The organism is Duganella sp. Dugasp78 (assembly GCF_059491455.1).
The window spans coordinates 5,837,954-5,852,361 of record NZ_CP168506.1 but is presented as its reverse complement, the minus strand read 5'-3'; the positions used below and the strand labels follow the sequence as shown (position 1 = coordinate 5,852,361).

Here is a 14,408-nt window from a genome sequence, read left to right as displayed (position 1 = left end):
TGCGGGAAAAAAATATTGCAACAACCCGGTTAAGGTTGCCGCAATACTATGACCACGGTATTACACGTTCAGTGTCCGACCGCGCCACCGCCCAGTTTGGCCAGCATCTGGCCGACCGGATCGACGTGGAACCAGGCAAACGCGCCCAGCGCGATGCCGACGCCGGCCACGCCGTAGGCCAGGCCCATCATCCATTTCTTGCGGGTCAGCAGGGTGATGGCGGCCAGCGAGATGGCGATCTGCTCGGCGGTGGTGGCCAGCGCCCACTGGTGGTGCTCGTGCATGGCCTCGTCCGACTTGTGGTTCCACTCTTTAGAGGATTCCTCCCACTTTTCGGCATCCTTCTTGATGTCTTCCTTCTCCGACTTGTAGCGGGCCATGTCGGCCTCGTACTTCTTCGGATCGATGCCCGGCAGCGACATGGCCAGCTCGGCCAGGTTCTGCTTGCCGGACTTGGCCTGGTAGTAGTTCCAGCTATTGGCGGCCTGGGTCTTGTCGATGGCCGCGTTGTTCTTGAACAGCGCCGCGTCGTTCTGCGTGGCGCCGCCCAGGTAGCCGAAGGTGGCGCCGACGGTGGCCAGGATCGCCGTCATGACGGCGATATTGTTGGAAAAGCCATCGCTGCCGTGGGCAGCGTGTTCGACCGCGTGATCATGCGGTCCGTGTACGTGAAAACCATCTCCAGACATCGTTGTTATTTCCTATCGGTAGGGGTGGACGGGGTGGCGCGTTGCCACTCGACGATGGCATAGCGCAGGCCATTGGCCGCTTCATAATTCTTGCGTTCGCTTTGCACCCATTGTGCGTGGTCCAGCACGGGGAAGAAAGTATCGCATGCGAAACTGGATTCTATCTCGGTGATCACGAGGCGGTTCGCCAACGGCAAAGCCTGCTCGAAGATCTGGGCGCCACCAATAATAAACAAGGGCTGCTCTCCCGCCAGCGCCAGGGCGGCGGGCAGCGAGTCCACTGCTTCCACGCCGTCATGGCGCCAGTCGGCGTTGCGGGTGACGACGATGTTGCGCCGGTTGGGCAGGGGGCGGCCGATGGAATCGAAGGTCTTGCGGCCCATCACGATGGGGTGGCCGCTGGTCAGGCGCTTGAAGTGCGCCAGGTCCTCCGGCAGGTGCCAGGGCAGGGTGTTGTTGAGGCCGATGCCGCGCTGGGCGTCGATGGCGACAATGATGGTGATTTCATTCATGACAATTAGCAGACAACCACTGAAAATTAACAGGTGAAGCGGCGCGGGATCGCGGCTGCCGTCATTATCGTTCAAATTTTGACATAGCGGAAATTGCAGGGCCGGCATGCTTGCCACAAAAGATAGGCAGCCCTGCCACATATCGTTATTAATTTGCCGTATAGCAAGGAAAAGGTGCAACAAAGTGAGTTTTCGAGAGAATTGGCCGGTCCAATTCCACGTATTGTAATCCGGCGATGTACGACCGATCAAAGCAAGGAGAGTTTATGTTCGCCAATTTAAGAATCAGGACGCTGGTGATGGGGGCGCTGGGCGTGCTCCTCGCGCTCATGCTCGCCAACGGCCTCATGGGCATCTACAGCGCCGACCAGTCGGTCAGGCTGCTGCGCAACGTCACGGTCGATAACCAGAAAAATACGGCCGAGCAGAACGCCATCCGGCTCGACATGGAGCTGGGGCGCAGCCAGATCCTGCAAGCCTTGCAGCACAATCCGGAGTTGGCCTGGTCCAAGCTCCACGATCACGCGCTGACGGTGCACTTCGACCTGATCGACCAGGTTTCGACCCGCATCGGCAAACGCTGGGAAGCTTATCTGTCCAAGCTCAGCTCGCCCGAGCAAAAAAAGCTGGCCGAAAAATGGTATGCCGACAGCGCCGGCCTGGGCGTGGAAGACGTGCGCGCCGCCAGCGCCGCGATCCGCAACAACCAGTGGGACGAGGCCGAGACCATCCTGATCAAGAAAATCAATCCGGGCTACCGCGTGGGCGACGTCGCGCTCAAGGCGCTGGTCGAGTTCGACACCGGCCGCGCGCTGGCCGATGAGGCCGAAGTCAATTCCCGCCTGAGCACGTCCAGCTACACCATGTTCGCGATCCTGATCGTCGGCCTGGGCTTGGGCATCGTGGTGGGCACGGGCATGCTGCGCGCGATTACCGTGCCGCTGGCGCAGGCCACTGACATCGCCACCCGCGTGGCGGCCGGCGATCTGACCGGCCGTAACGAGGTGCGTGGCGGTAACGAGATTGGCATCCTGCTCAGCGCGCTGGACAAGATGAAGGACAATCTGGCCGGCATCGTCCATGAAGTGCGCGGCAGCACCGACACCATTTCCAGCGCCTCGCGCGAAATCGCGGCCGGCAATATGGATCTGTCCAACCGCACCACCGACCAGGCCGGATCGCTGGCGCAGACCGCGACCTCGATGGAGCAACTGACCAGCACCGTCAAGCAAAACGCCGACAACGCCCGCCAGGCCAATCAGCTGGCGCAATCGGCGTCGGAGGTGGCGCTGCGCGGTGGCAGCGTGGTGGCCCAGGTGGTCGACACCATGGGCTCGATCAACGATTCGTCCAAGAAGATCGTGGACATCATCGGCGTGATCGATGGCATCGCCTTCCAGACCAATATCCTGGCGTTGAACGCCGCCGTGGAAGCGGCGCGCGCCGGCGAGCAGGGACGCGGCTTCGCCGTCGTTGCCTCCGAGGTGCGCAACCTGGCCCAGCGTTCGGCCGGCGCCGCCAAGGAAATCAAGGAACTGATCGGCGATTCGGTCGAGAAGGTGGAGAGCGGCGCCAGGCTGGTCGACCAGGCCGGCGCCACCATGCAGGAAATCGTCACCAACATCCAGCACGTGGCCGACATCATGGGCGAGATCACCCAGGCCAGCCAGGAGCAGACCTCGGGGCTGGATCAGATCAACGGGGCGATCGGGCAGATGGACGCCATCACCCAGCAGAACGTGACGCTGGTGGAGGAGGCTGCCGCCGCAGCCACCTCGCTGCAGGATCAGGCTGGCGCGTTGACGCAGGTGGTGAGCATCTTCAAACTCGATGGCGCCGTCCATCGTGCTGCGCCCGCCGCACCGGCGGCGCGTCCCAAGCCGGCTCTCCGTGCCGTCGCGCCGTCGAGGCAGTTGCAGTCGAGCGTGAAGGTCAAGCCGGCCGCCGCGCCTGCAGCGGCCAGGTCCGCAGCCAGGTCCGCGGCCAGGCAGCCGGCGATGGCCGGCAGCGAAGGCGAATGGGAAGAGTTTTAAGTCGGCGCCGGCGTGCTCATTTTTTGATGTCGTTCGGCTCGGCCTTTTTCGGCGCGGCCGATTTCTTGCGGCGTCTTCGTGTGCTGGTCTCCGTGTAGTTGTCGTCGAGTTCGGTCGGCGCGGTGCTGAAGCTCCAGCTGCAGCAGCGAGCGCTGCGCGCCCAGTCGGTGAAGAAGTCGCAGCCGAACTCGAACACCTCGCCCCAGCTGCAAAAGCCGGCCTGCCTGCGGTGGCGCGCCGACAGCACCGGGCGCGGCGGCTGGTGCCGGTGGTGCAGGTCGCCACAGGCCGCCATGCGGCGCTGTAACAGCAGCAGGCCGGCCACCGTGCCATGGCGGGCGATGACGCGCTTGCCGTACTGGGAGCAGCTGTCCCGGCCGGTATGGATGCGGAAGGCGCAGCTGAAGCCCTTCAGCGGCGACAGGTAGCGTTGGTAGACCGCGATGGCGGCAAGCACTGGACGTTTCATCGTTGCCCGGTTTATGGAGTGTATTCGGCCGCGATCTTCGCATACTGGCCGCTAGGGTCTTCGAACAGCGTGCCGTTCCAGCGCAGCTCGATGGTCCGCTCCGCCTGCTTGCCTGCCTTGACCCGGTAAATTATGAGCGGCTGGCCATCGCGCGTGCTTTCCTCGACGGTGGCACGCAGCTTTTGCGGCGTAAGGCCATTACCGTCTTCGACCTCGCGCTCGGTGACCAGGCTGACCAGCTCCTGAAGGCGGTCGCCTTCAATGCGATAGAGTGAATATGTGCCGAGGGTGCCGGCGCCACGGCTGAGCAGCTGGCTGCCCTTGCAGAGGATTTGTTGGCGCGCATCGCCAGGGATCACGTCCTTGAGTTCAAAGTTGTCGCCAGGTGCGAAGGTCGCGTTGGCGAGTTCCGAAGCCTGGCCTGACACCGAACGCAACAGGCGAACCTGCCCGCCGTCTGCCATGCTGATGTCCAGGTTGCGGAAAGAATCGTTGCCGTTGACCAGCACCTCCAGCGTGAAATCCTTGCCCTTCAGGGATTGGGCGATTTCAAGTTCCTCTCCGTCGTAGGCGCCCTCAGGCTGCGGCGCGTGCGAGCCGACGGCTGCCTGGGAGGCGACCGCCACACGCGGCGTGGGCGCTGCCGGCGCTGGCTTGTCCCGGCAGCCGGTCAGCAGGCCCTGCGTCAATGCCAGCGCGACGACGGTGCCGGTCAGATTTTTGTTCATATAGTAAAGTGGTCGAATAAACAAGCCACAATACCATGCCGCCGCGAAAAACCGCGTCCGCTACTGCGCGTCGGCCTGCGCCACTTTCTGGCGCAGCAGCGCGGCGAACTGCGCCAGGTCCTGCGGGTTCATGTCCGACACGGCCGAGTACTGCATGCCGTCCTGCCACCATCGCAGCAGGTGGAAGCCCTGGCGCATGCCTGCTTGCGGCGCGCTGGCCTGGCCGGTGGCGTCCGGCCAGATGTACAGGTTGAGGATGTGCTGGCGGTGGCGGTAGGCCAGCGCCGCCACCGGCCGCTGCTGAAGATAGTCCAGGCGGCCGCCGACCAATGGGTAGCCTTGCTCCGCCAGGTCGACCACGGGCGGCGAATAATCCAGCTTGCCGGCGAACCAGGGCTTGACCGTATGCTGGTCGGTCGAGGCCACGTCGGCCAGGTGGTTGGGCATCAGCGCGCGGAAATGGCTGCCCACCAGTTCCTGCTCGATGCGCTCGTTGGCGGTGGGCTGGCCCAGGTACAGCGTCAGCGTGACAACAAAGGCGGCCGTCGCGGCGCCCGCCAGCCCCAGGTTGATCCAGGCCCACGGCCACGCACGCGGCGCCGCACGGCGCGGACGCTGCCCGGGCTCGGCCCGCAGCGCGGCATGGATGCGCTGCTTCAGATACTCGGGCGCGGCGTGGCGGCTCGCCTCCGCGCCGATCCGGCCGCGCAGCGCCTCCAGCTCCGCCAGCGCGGCGCTGCAATCGGCGCAGCCGGACAAATGCGCCTCCAGCTGGCGGCGGTCGGCCGCACTCAGTTCGGCGTCGAGATACGCCGACAGCATTTCCTGGCTGTGTTTAGATTCCATCCTGCTCTCCGTGCTTCAGATACCCCAGCAGCAGCTTGCGCGCGCGGGCCAGCCGCGACATCACCGTGCCGATCGGCGTCTCGGTCACTTGCGCAATCTGCTTGTACGACAGATCGTCCATTTCCTTCAGCACCAGCACCTCGCGAAACGCCTGCGGCAGCTGGGCCAGCGCGGCGTTGACGGTGCGGCCGGTGTCGCGGCTGGCGGCGATGGCGGCCGGATCGGTGGATTGGTCGTCGCCGTGCAGCGTCTCGTCGAAGCTGACATCGCCGCGCTGCGCGTGGCCGTCGCGCAGCGCGCTGTAATAGGTGTGGCGCACGATGGTCAGCAGCCACGCGCGCACGTCGCCGCCGCGAAAGCCGTCGGCAAAGCGGAACGCGCGCAGATAAGCGCTCTGCACCAGATCGTCGGCGTCATGCTCGTTGCGGGTCAGCCAGCGGGCCAGGTTGTAGGCCGCGTCCAGGTGCGGCATGGCCATCGCCTCGAACCGCGCGGTTTTATCGTCGTCGCCCAAATACTTATCCATTGCAGTGGTCCAGTGGATGAAGACTCCGCCCGGTGGGGTTTTATTCCCGGCTGAGAAATAAAAAAATAATCGGGAATATCCGGGCCGCGCTCCGGGTTTTAGCCGGTACGACCGTCGCCTGCCGATTATGCCATGTCGCGGCGCCGTCTTTACAACCACATCACGGAGTACATCATGATCGATCGCAGAGGATTTTTAAGGCTGGGCGCAGTGGGCGGCGGCGCCGTCTTCATGTCCGGCTTGTACGGCAGGGCCATGGCCGCCGCCGGCTACGAGGATTTCTACTTTGTGCAGCTGTCCGACTCGCATTGGGGCTACAAGGGACCGGCCAATCCGGAAGCCCAGAACACGCTCAGGCAGGCGGTGGAGAGCGTCAACGCGTTGACCACGCCACCGGACTTTATCGTCTTCACCGGCGACCTGACCCACACCACCGACGACGCGGCAGAGCGCCGCCGGCGCATGGCGGAGTTCAAGCAGATCGCCGGCGGCCTGAAGGTCAGGGATGTGCACTTCCTGGCGGGCGAGCATGACGCCTCGCTCGACAACGGCGCGGCGTTCCAGGAGTTCTTCGGCCCCACGCACTACAGCTTCGATCACAAGGGCGTGCACTTCATCGCCATCGACAACGTCTCCGACCCCGGGGCGCGCATCGGCGACGCGCAGCTGGCCTGGCTGAAGGCGGATCTGGACAAGCAGGCGAAGGACGCGCGCATCGTCGTGTTGACCCACCGGCCCTTGTTCGACCTGGCGCCGAAATGGGACTGGGCCACGCGCGACGGTGAGCAGGCGATGGCGCTGCTGATGCCGTACTCGAACGTCACGGTGTTCTATGGCCATATCCACCAGGAGAACCACCACATGAGCGGCCACATCGCGCATCACGCGGCCAAGTCGCTGATCTTCCCGTTGCCGGCGCCGGGCTCGCAGGACAAGCGCACGCCGTTGCCGTGGGATCCGGCGGCGCCGGGCAAGGGGCTGGGCTTCCGCGAGGTGGAGGCGGAGGCCAAGCCTGTGGCGTATCAGATCACCGAATTCCCGGCAATGAAAGGATAAATCGTTATGTTGACCAAACGTAGACTGCTGATGTGCGCCCCGTTGGCGCTGGTTGCACTTGGCGCCGTGCAGGCCAAGGCAAAGGAAAGGGTCATCAAGATCGAGGCCCGCAAGTTCCGCTTCGCGCCGAACGTGATCGAATTGAAGAAGGGCGAAGCGGTGGTGCTGGAACTGACGGCACTGGACTTCCCGCACGGCTTCAGCCTGCCGGACTTCAAGATCCGCGCCGATCTTGTGATGGGCAAGCCGGTGCAGGTGAAGCTCAAGCCGGAGACTGCCGGGCAGTTCGGCTTCTTGTGCGATAACTTCTGCGGCAGCGGCCATGAGGAGATGGCCGGCACGATCATCGTCAAGGCCTGAGCGGACGGAAGCCCGATATGTCGGAGGCCAGCGCTTGCGGGGCCTCCAGCGGGATCATGTGGCCGGTGCCGTCGTGGAGCTTCAGCTGCGCATCGGGCAGGTGGCGCTGCATCTCCTGCAGGTGGGCTGGATCGACCAGCTGGTCGCCGGTCGCGCCGACGATCAGCACCGGGCAGGTGATCTCGGCCAGCCGCTCCATCAGGTCGGGCCGCTCCATCGAGGCGGTGAACTGCGCCAGCAAAACATCCTTGCCCAGCTCCAGCGCCATCTGCTGGATGGTGTCGATGATGGACTGATCGCCGAGGTGCGACTCATGCAGCAGCTCGCGCAGGCGCATGCGCGTCATGCCGGTGTAGGCATTGTTCTTCAACATGGGGATGATGCGGCGGCGGGTCTGGATCTCGGTTTCGCTCAGGCCGCGCGCCGAGTTCGCGATCAGCACCAGCGATTGCACGCGCTCGGGATGCAACAGCGCGTATTCGATGGCGAGATAGGCGCCCAGCGAGAACGCCACGATGTGCGCCGACGGCGCGCTGTGCGCCGCGATCAGCTCCTGCATCTGCAAGCGTGTACGCGCCTTGTGCAGCGGGACGTGATTGAACTCGAAGCCGCTGCCCAGCAGCGGCGTCAAACGGGACCACATCCTTTCGTCGCACAGCGTGCCGGGGATGAAGTCCAGTCGGGTCATACCGCCATCGGCGCCGTGATCGGCGCGTGGTGCTGGTAGCCTTCCAGCGAGAAGTCCGACGGCTCGACCTTCTCCAGCCATTCCGGTTCGTACTTGCCGGTCTTGGCGAAGTCCGGCACGCGGTCGGAGATGCGGAACTGCGGCGCCGGGAACGGCGTGCGGGTCAGCTGCTCCTTGACCATGTCCATGTGGTTCTCGTAGATATGGGCATCGCCGATGAAGTAGGTGAACCAGCGCGGCGTGTAGCCGGTCAGGCGGCCGACCAGGTGCATCAGCGCGGCGCCTTCCGCCAGGTTGAACGGCGTGCCCAGGCCCAGATCGTTGGATCGGACGTAGAGGCACATCGACAGCTCGCGCGTGGCCGGATTCGGAATGAACTGGTACAGCAGGTGGCAGGCCGGCAGAGCGACCGAATCCAGCACCGCCGGGTTCCAGCCATGGAACAGGATACGGCGGCTGCCGGGATTGTTGACGATCGTGTCCAGGCACTCACGCAGCTGGTCGATGGCCTTGTGCAGCAGGACCTTGGTCACGCCCTGGTCCTCGATCTGCGAGATCAGGCGGAAGCCGTTCTTTTGCGCGTCGGCGATCTGCGCCGGCTGGTCGACGGGGATCAGCTTGAAGCCTGGCCATTGGCGCCATTGCACGCCATAGACCGGACCCAGGTCGTCTTCGCCCAAGCGGTAAGGGTTGTCCAGCCACTGCTTGTTTTCGTTGGCGTTCTGGTCCCACACTTTGCAGCCCAGCGCGCGGAAGTCGGCGGCGCTGCTGGAGGCGCGCAGGAAGGCGCACAGTTCACCAACCACGGATTTGAATGCCAGTTTTTTGGTCGTCACGGCAGGGAAACCGCCGTTCAGCAGGTCGAAGCGCATCATCGCGCCCGGTACGCTCAGCGTGCGGATGCCGGTGCGGTTGTCTTGCCAGCTGCCCGTATCGAGGACGGTCTGGATCAGTTCCTGGTATTGCTGCATTCAATTCTCCAACGTGGTGCGCGGGCCGCAACAGCCCGGAAAGGTGGCTATTTTATCAGGCGGCGCCCATGGCCGCCCAGGCGCTCAGCGTGGACCGGGCTTGCGGCCGCCAGGCTTGGCGGTGGCCTTGCCTGCTGCCCGCGCCAGCGATTTGGCGCCACGTCCGCCGGTGACCACGACCTCGCCCTTTGGCGCTGCCGCCGCCGGCTTGCCGCCACCGTAGATGCGGCCTGCGCCGGGTTTGCCGCCTGCGGAACGCGCGCCGCCGGATGGCTTGCCCGATGGCGGAGGTGGCGTCCAGGTGCCCAGCGACGCGTCGCCGCCGGCCGGTCGGGCCGTCACTGCCGGCTTGCCTGCCGCTGGTGCGGCGCCGCCGGTTGCCGCCTTGCCGCCGGCAGGGCCGGTGAATGGACGCTTCTTCTTGGCCGGCGCTTCGGCTGCGGCCTTCTTGGCCAGTGCCGCTGCAACGCCTTTCGGGCCGGTTTCCGGCACGCGGTGGTCCGCCTCGAAGCCCGGTTCCTCGATGCGGAGGATGACCTGGCGGGTCAGCGTTTCGATGGCCTTCAGCATATCGACTTCGTCGGCGCAGACCAGCGAGACGGCTTCGCCCTCCATGCCGGCGCGGCCGGTGCGGCCAATGCGGTGGATATAGTCCTCCGCCACGATCGGCATGTCGAAGTTGACCACCTGCGGCAGCGCTTCGATATCCAGCCCGCGCGCGGCGACATCGGTGGCCACCAGCAGCTGCACTTCGGCGTTCTTGAAGCGGGCCAGCGCGCGCAGGCGGGCCGGCTGGGTTTTGTCGCCGTGGATAGAGTCGGAGGAAATGCCGTGTTCCTGCAAGGTCTTGACCAGCGCCTCGACGCCCTTGCGGGTCTTGACGAACACCAGCACCTGGCCCCAATTCAGCTTCTTCAGCAGGTGCAGCAGCAGTTCCGGCTTGCGGCGCTTGTCGGTCGGGATCAGCCACTGCCTGACGGTCTTGGTGGCGGTATTGCTGGCACTGACCTGGATCGATATCGGGTCTTTCAGCATGCCGGCGGCCAGTTTGCGGATCTCATCGGAGAACGTGGCCGAGAACAGCAAGGTCTGGCGCTGCTTGGGCAGGGCCGCCAGCAGGATGTCCAGGTCGCGCTCGAAACCCAGGTCCAGCATGCGGTCCGCCTCGTCCAGCACCAGCGTTTGCAGCATGGCGAAGCTGATCGCGCCCTGGTCGTGCAGGTCGATCAGGCGGCCCGGCGTGGCCACCAGCACGTCCAGGCCCTTGCGCAGCTTGGTGATCTGCGGCTCGATCGGCACACCGCCGTAGGCCACGGCCGATTTCAGCGGCAGGTTGCCGCCGTAGCTGCGGAAGCTCTCATAAACCTGCTCGGCCAGTTCGCGCGTCGGCACCAGCACCAGGCAGCGGATCGCTTTCGGGCCGGTCATGCCGTCCATGGTCAGGCGCTGCAGGATGGGCAGGGCGAAGCCCGCCGTCTTGCCGGTACCGGTCTGCGCCGCCGCCATCAGGTCGCGGCCCGCCAGCACGGCGGGAATGGCTTGCTTCTGGACGGGGGTGGGCTGTTTGTAGCCCAGCGTGTCCAGCGTGCGCTGTATGGGGTCGATCAGGCCGAGGGCTTGGAAGGTCATGATGTATGCAGTCAAACGAAAAGAGGGCGCAGTGTAGCCGGTTGCGCCGGCTTGTGCAGGAATTAGTTGGTCATCGCGTCCGACCATAGGGTCAGGATCTCGCGCACGCGCTGGTCGGGCATGTTGAGCAGGTTGTCGCCGATATAGAGCTCGACCGAGCTGCGGCCGGGCAGCGCGGCATGGCTGGCGGCGTTGAACAGCCACACGCCATGCTGCTCGGCGATGCGGTTGCGGATCTCGTTGGCGCGCTCGCGGCTGACCGGCAGGTGCAGATGCAGCATGCTCGCCTGCGGACGGGCGGGGTTGGGCGTCAGCTGCGGGTAGTCGCGCAGCACCTCGTACAACCATTCGGTGCGGCGGAAGTAGCTTGGCATCGCCGCCATCCGCGCATCGAACTGCATCGCGGCGGCCACCACGTACGGCGTGCGCTGGTAGACATTGCCGCCCTGGCGGCGGAACCACTCCTGTGCCTTGGCGATAAACGACTCGCTCCCCAGCAGCATGGCGCCGCCCATGCCGCCTATGCCCTTGTACATCGACAGGTAGACCGAGTTGAAGCCGGCGGCGATCTCGCTGGCCGGCCGGCCATATGCGGTGGCGGTTTCGAACAGGCGCGCGCCATCCAGGTGCAGGTGGATGGAGTGTTCGCGGCAGTAGGCCTTGATGGCCGCCAGGTCCTCCCAGCTTGGGCATTGGCCGCCGATCTCGCGCATCGGCAGCTCCAGCGTGGCGGCGCCCAGCTTGTCCGGGATGCCTTTGAGTTCATCCAGCGTCCACGGGCGGTGCGGGTCGCCGATCTGCAAGGCCTGGAAATGGTCGAGCAGCTGATGGTTGCCGCGCTCGTGGCGCAGGATGTGCGATGTGGGATGCAGAGCCACCAGCCGGCTGCCGCGCTCCGAGCAGGCGATGCGCAGCGCGGTGGCCTGCGCCATGGTGCCGGTGACGCAGAACAGCGCCGATTCAAAGCCCAGCAGGGCGGCGACCTTCTGCTCGAAATCCTGGATCAGCGTGCCGCTGCCGTAGGTGTCGTGCGCCACGCCGTTGGCCTCGCACCATGCGGACATCGCCGCGAACAGCTGCGCGGGCGAGGGCTGGCGGTGTCCGGGAAGGTGGGTGGTGCAGCTGAGGCGCAGTTCGGCGTCGGTCAAGGCGTTCTCCTGAAAAGGAGAATGTTACCGGCTTTTTGCCGCCGGGGCCAAAAAGCCGGCTTTGCGATACTGTTCGTCGTAGTCCGGCGACAGGGTGCCCATCATCCGGTCCCAGAACAGGAAGTACCAGCCATAGTTGTAGCGTCCCCGCGCATGGTGGGTGTTGTGGGCGGTCGAAGTGTTGATCCAGCGGCCCAGCCAGTGCTTCGACATCGCGCGCGGGAACAGCTCGTAGCCCAGGTGCGTGTACACTGCAAAAGTCGTATTAATCCACGTGAAGATGACCAGCGACCAGAACGTGACCGGCACCACCAGCAGGATAATGATGCTACCGCCGCTGTCGACCACCGCCTCCAGGGGGCTGATCGAGTAGGTGGTCCATGGGCCGGTGTTGACGGAGCGGTGATGGGTGATGTGCGCCCAGCGGAACAGGCGGCGGTGGTGCATCAGCCGGTGCGTCCAGTAGAACCAGGTGTCCTGGATCAGCATCATCAGCACCACCATGGCGGCGATAAAGCCCCATCCGCGGCCATAGGCGTGCACACTTTGATAGAAGTGGGCGTGCCGGTCCAGGCCCAATGCAAAAGTCACCGGCATGACGCTGCCAAGCACCACGATGCTGACGATGGAGGTCAGGACCTCGCGGCGGACCTGCGGCATGCCGATCGGTTTGGCCTGCAGGCGCCGTCTGCTGCCGGGCCGGTGGCGCCACCAAAGCCACAATGCGGCGAAGACGCCGACCACGATGACGTAGTTTCTCGCTACGTGTCCGATGTTGTTCAAAAGTTGGCCCAGCATACGCGTCCTTGAAAATCAGATAACGCATGCTAAGGCCGGTGGCGCTGGCCGTGCTTATGAATTGATTAATGCTCGACGTGGACGTTATGGAATTGTAGCGCCGCCAGGTTGGCGTAGATGCCGCCCAGCGCCACCAGCGACGCATGCGTGCCGGTTTCGACGATGCGGCCGTCCTCCATCACGATGATGCGGTCGGCGCGCTGCACGGTGGCCAGGCGGTGCGCGATGATGACGGTGGTGCGGCCCACCATCGCCGCTTCCAGCGCCGTCTGCACCAGCCGCTCGGACTCGGCATCCAGCGCGCTGGTGGCTTCGTCGAGCAGCAGCAGCGGCGGATTTTTCAGCAGCGCGCGCGCGATCGCGATGCGCTGACGCTGGCCGCCGGACAGGCGAACGCCGCGCTCGCCCAGGAAGGATTGATAACCCTGCGGCAGGCGTTCGATGAACTCGTGGGCGGCGGCCAGCTTCGCGGCCTGGATTACTTCGGCGTCGGTGGCGTCGGCGCGGCCGTAGCGGATGTTTTCCATCGCGTCGGCCGAGAAGATCACCGTATCCTGCGGCACGATGCCGATGGCGCCGCGCAGCGTGTGCAGATCGAGCCTGGTGATGTCGACGCCATCGAGCTTGATGCAGCCGCTCTGCGGATCGTAGAAGCGCAGGAACAGCTGGAACAGCGTGGTCTTGCCGGCGCCGGAAGGGCCGACCACGGCAACCGTCTCACCCGGCTGGATCTCCAGCGACAGATGCCCCAGTGCCGCGGTGTCCGGGCGCGAAGGGTAGGAGAACGATACGTCGTGCAGGCTCAATGCCGCGCCGTTGGCGGCGCGCGGCGGCAGCGACAGCGGCTGCGAAGGCGACTGGATCTGCGATTTGACCGACATCAGCTCTAGCAGGCGCTCGGTGGCGCCGGCGGCGCGTTGCGCTTCGCCCATCACTTCGGACAGCGCGCCGATGGCGCCGGCCACGATGGACGCATACAGGATGAACTGACCGAGGTCGCCGCCGGTCATGTCGCCGCTGAGCACCGCGTGCGCGCCCAGCCACAGCACGAAGACGATGGTGCCGAACACCAGCACGATGGCGATCATGGTCAGCAGCGCGCGCGCGCGGATGCGGCGCATGGCGGTGCCGAAGGCGCCTTCGACCGAGGCGCCGAAGCGGTCCGATTCGATCTTCTCGTGGGTGAAGGCCTGCACCGTCGGCATGGCGTTGAGGATCTCGCCGGCCATCGCGGAGGCGTCGGCGATGCGGTCCTGCGAGTCGCGTGACAGCTTGCGCACGCGGCGGCCGAACATCACGATCGGCAGCACGGTCAGGATCAGCAGGCCGATGATGATGGCCGACAGCTTGGCGCTGGTCACGAACAGCATCACCAGGCCGCCGATGAACAGCAGCACGTTACGCAGCGCCATCGAGATGCTGGTGCCCACCACCGCCTGGATCAGCGTGGTGTCGGTGGTGATGCGGGACAGGACTTCGCCGGTCTGGGTGGTCTCGAAAAACTCCGGGCTCTGGGTGACGACGTGTTTGTAGACTGCGCTGCGGATGTCGGCCGTAACGCGCTCGCCCAGCCACGATACCGTGTAGAAGCGCGCCGCCGTGGCCAGGGCCAGCACGGTGGCCACGCCGAACAGCGCCAGGAACACCAGGTCCACGTGCTTGATGCTCTTGGCGCCGGAACCGCCGAAGCCCAGGTCGATCATCTGCTTGAAGGCGGCGGGTATCGCCAGCGTGGAGCAGGCGGCCACCACCAGCGCGATACCGGCCAGGATGAACTGGCGCTTGTAGGGCAGCAGGAAGGGCGTCAGTCCGCGTAGAGTGGCGAGGCTGCCTTTCTTTGCTTCCCTTGCGGTGTTGGGGGCGGCGGCGGACGGGGTGCTGGCGGTGGTACTGTTGGTCATCGTATGGCTGCTGTTTGTAAGTATTCTTTGTTGACGATTCGGGTGTCGCTAAAT

The 14,408-nt window shown here is 65.0% G+C and carries 15 protein-coding genes; 3 read left to right on the top strand and 12 right to left on the bottom strand.

Going from position 1 to position 14,408, the window contains the following annotated elements; genetic code table 11:
• Window positions 1-68 precede the first annotated feature (68 nt).
• Both ACEN9O_RS25895 and ACEN9O_RS25890 read right to left on the bottom strand, forming a co-directional pair.
• On the bottom strand, window positions 69-689 hold the full coding sequence (locus ACEN9O_RS25895) for a DUF4337 domain-containing protein (RefSeq protein WP_495614663.1): 621 nt from the start codon (window positions 687-689) through the stop codon (window positions 69-71).
• A gap of 5 nt (window positions 690-694) precedes the next feature.
• Window positions 695-1,201, bottom strand: coding sequence for a dihydrofolate reductase (locus ACEN9O_RS25890; protein ID WP_495614662.1), 507 nt, complete (start codon window positions 1,199-1,201; stop codon window positions 695-697).
• A 266-nt stretch (window positions 1,202-1,467) separates the two neighbouring features.
• On the opposite strand from ACEN9O_RS25890, the gene ACEN9O_RS25885 reads away from it, so the two are divergent.
• Window positions 1,468-3,234, top strand: coding sequence for a methyl-accepting chemotaxis protein (locus ACEN9O_RS25885; RefSeq protein WP_495614661.1), 1,767 nt, complete (start codon window positions 1,468-1,470; stop codon window positions 3,232-3,234).
• Between the two features lie 16 nt (window positions 3,235-3,250).
• Here ACEN9O_RS25885 and yidD read toward each other — a convergent pair whose 3' ends face one another.
• From yidD to ACEN9O_RS25865, 4 genes are read right to left on the bottom strand one after another with little or no spacing between them, the layout of a single operon-like run.
• A complete protein-coding gene (gene yidD, locus ACEN9O_RS25880; RefSeq protein WP_495614660.1) occupies window positions 3,251-3,703 on the bottom strand; it encodes a membrane protein insertion efficiency factor YidD in 453 nt (150 codons plus the stop codon).
• 11 nt (window positions 3,704-3,714) lie between these two features.
• On the bottom strand, window positions 3,715-4,431 hold the full coding sequence (locus ACEN9O_RS25875; RefSeq protein WP_495614659.1) for a hypothetical protein: 717 nt from the start codon (window positions 4,429-4,431) through the stop codon (window positions 3,715-3,717).
• 60 nt (window positions 4,432-4,491) lie between these two features.
• Entirely contained in the window at window positions 4,492-5,277 is a 786-nt protein-coding gene (locus tag ACEN9O_RS25870; protein WP_495614658.1) for an anti-sigma factor family protein, read from the bottom strand.
• Entirely contained in the window at window positions 5,267-5,803 is a 537-nt protein-coding gene (locus tag ACEN9O_RS25865; protein WP_495614657.1) for a sigma-70 family RNA polymerase sigma factor, read from the bottom strand. The genes ACEN9O_RS25870 and ACEN9O_RS25865 overlap by 11 nt, the downstream gene beginning before the upstream one ends.
• A 174-nt stretch (window positions 5,804-5,977) precedes the next feature.
• Between ACEN9O_RS25865 and ACEN9O_RS25860 the strand changes: the two genes are divergently transcribed.
• Both ACEN9O_RS25860 and ACEN9O_RS25855 read left to right on the top strand, forming a co-directional pair.
• Window positions 5,978-6,859, top strand: a complete 882-nt coding sequence (locus ACEN9O_RS25860; RefSeq protein ID WP_495614656.1) for a metallophosphoesterase family protein — start codon at window positions 5,978-5,980, stop codon at window positions 6,857-6,859.
• A gap of 6 nt (window positions 6,860-6,865) precedes the next feature.
• Complete coding sequence (locus ACEN9O_RS25855; protein ID WP_495614655.1) at window positions 6,866-7,219, top strand: cupredoxin domain-containing protein; 354 nt, start codon at window positions 6,866-6,868, stop codon at window positions 7,217-7,219.
• On the opposite strand, the gene ACEN9O_RS25850 is transcribed toward ACEN9O_RS25855, so the two are convergent.
• The 6 genes from ACEN9O_RS25850 to ACEN9O_RS25825 all read right to left on the bottom strand — a co-directional run bounded on the left by ACEN9O_RS25850 (window position 7,209) and on the right by ACEN9O_RS25825 (window position 14,354).
• Entirely contained in the window at window positions 7,209-7,907 is a 699-nt protein-coding gene (locus tag ACEN9O_RS25850; protein WP_495614654.1) for an alpha/beta fold hydrolase, read from the bottom strand. The two genes, ACEN9O_RS25855 and ACEN9O_RS25850, sit on opposite strands and share 11 nt — an antisense overlap.
• A complete protein-coding gene (locus ACEN9O_RS25845) occupies window positions 7,904-8,878 on the bottom strand; it encodes a thymidylate synthase (RefSeq protein WP_495614653.1) in 975 nt (324 codons plus the stop codon). The genes ACEN9O_RS25850 and ACEN9O_RS25845 overlap by 4 nt, the downstream gene beginning before the upstream one ends.
• An 84-nt stretch (window positions 8,879-8,962) precedes the next feature.
• Window positions 8,963-10,507 (bottom strand): DEAD/DEAH box helicase, encoded by a 1,545-nt coding sequence (locus tag ACEN9O_RS25840; protein WP_495614652.1) that lies wholly within the window; start codon window positions 10,505-10,507, stop codon window positions 8,963-8,965.
• Window positions 10,508-10,569: 62 nt separating this feature from the next.
• Window positions 10,570-11,655 (bottom strand): threonine aldolase family protein, encoded by a 1,086-nt coding sequence (locus ACEN9O_RS25835; protein ID WP_495614651.1) that lies wholly within the window; start codon window positions 11,653-11,655, stop codon window positions 10,570-10,572.
• A gap of 24 nt (window positions 11,656-11,679) precedes the next feature.
• Window positions 11,680-12,453, bottom strand: coding sequence for a sterol desaturase family protein (locus ACEN9O_RS25830; protein ID WP_495614650.1), 774 nt, complete (start codon window positions 12,451-12,453; stop codon window positions 11,680-11,682).
• 65 nt (window positions 12,454-12,518) lie between these two features.
• Complete coding sequence (locus ACEN9O_RS25825) at window positions 12,519-14,354, bottom strand: ABC transporter transmembrane domain-containing protein (protein ID WP_495614649.1); 1,836 nt, start codon at window positions 14,352-14,354, stop codon at window positions 12,519-12,521.
• Window positions 14,355-14,408: the final 54 nt, after the last annotated feature.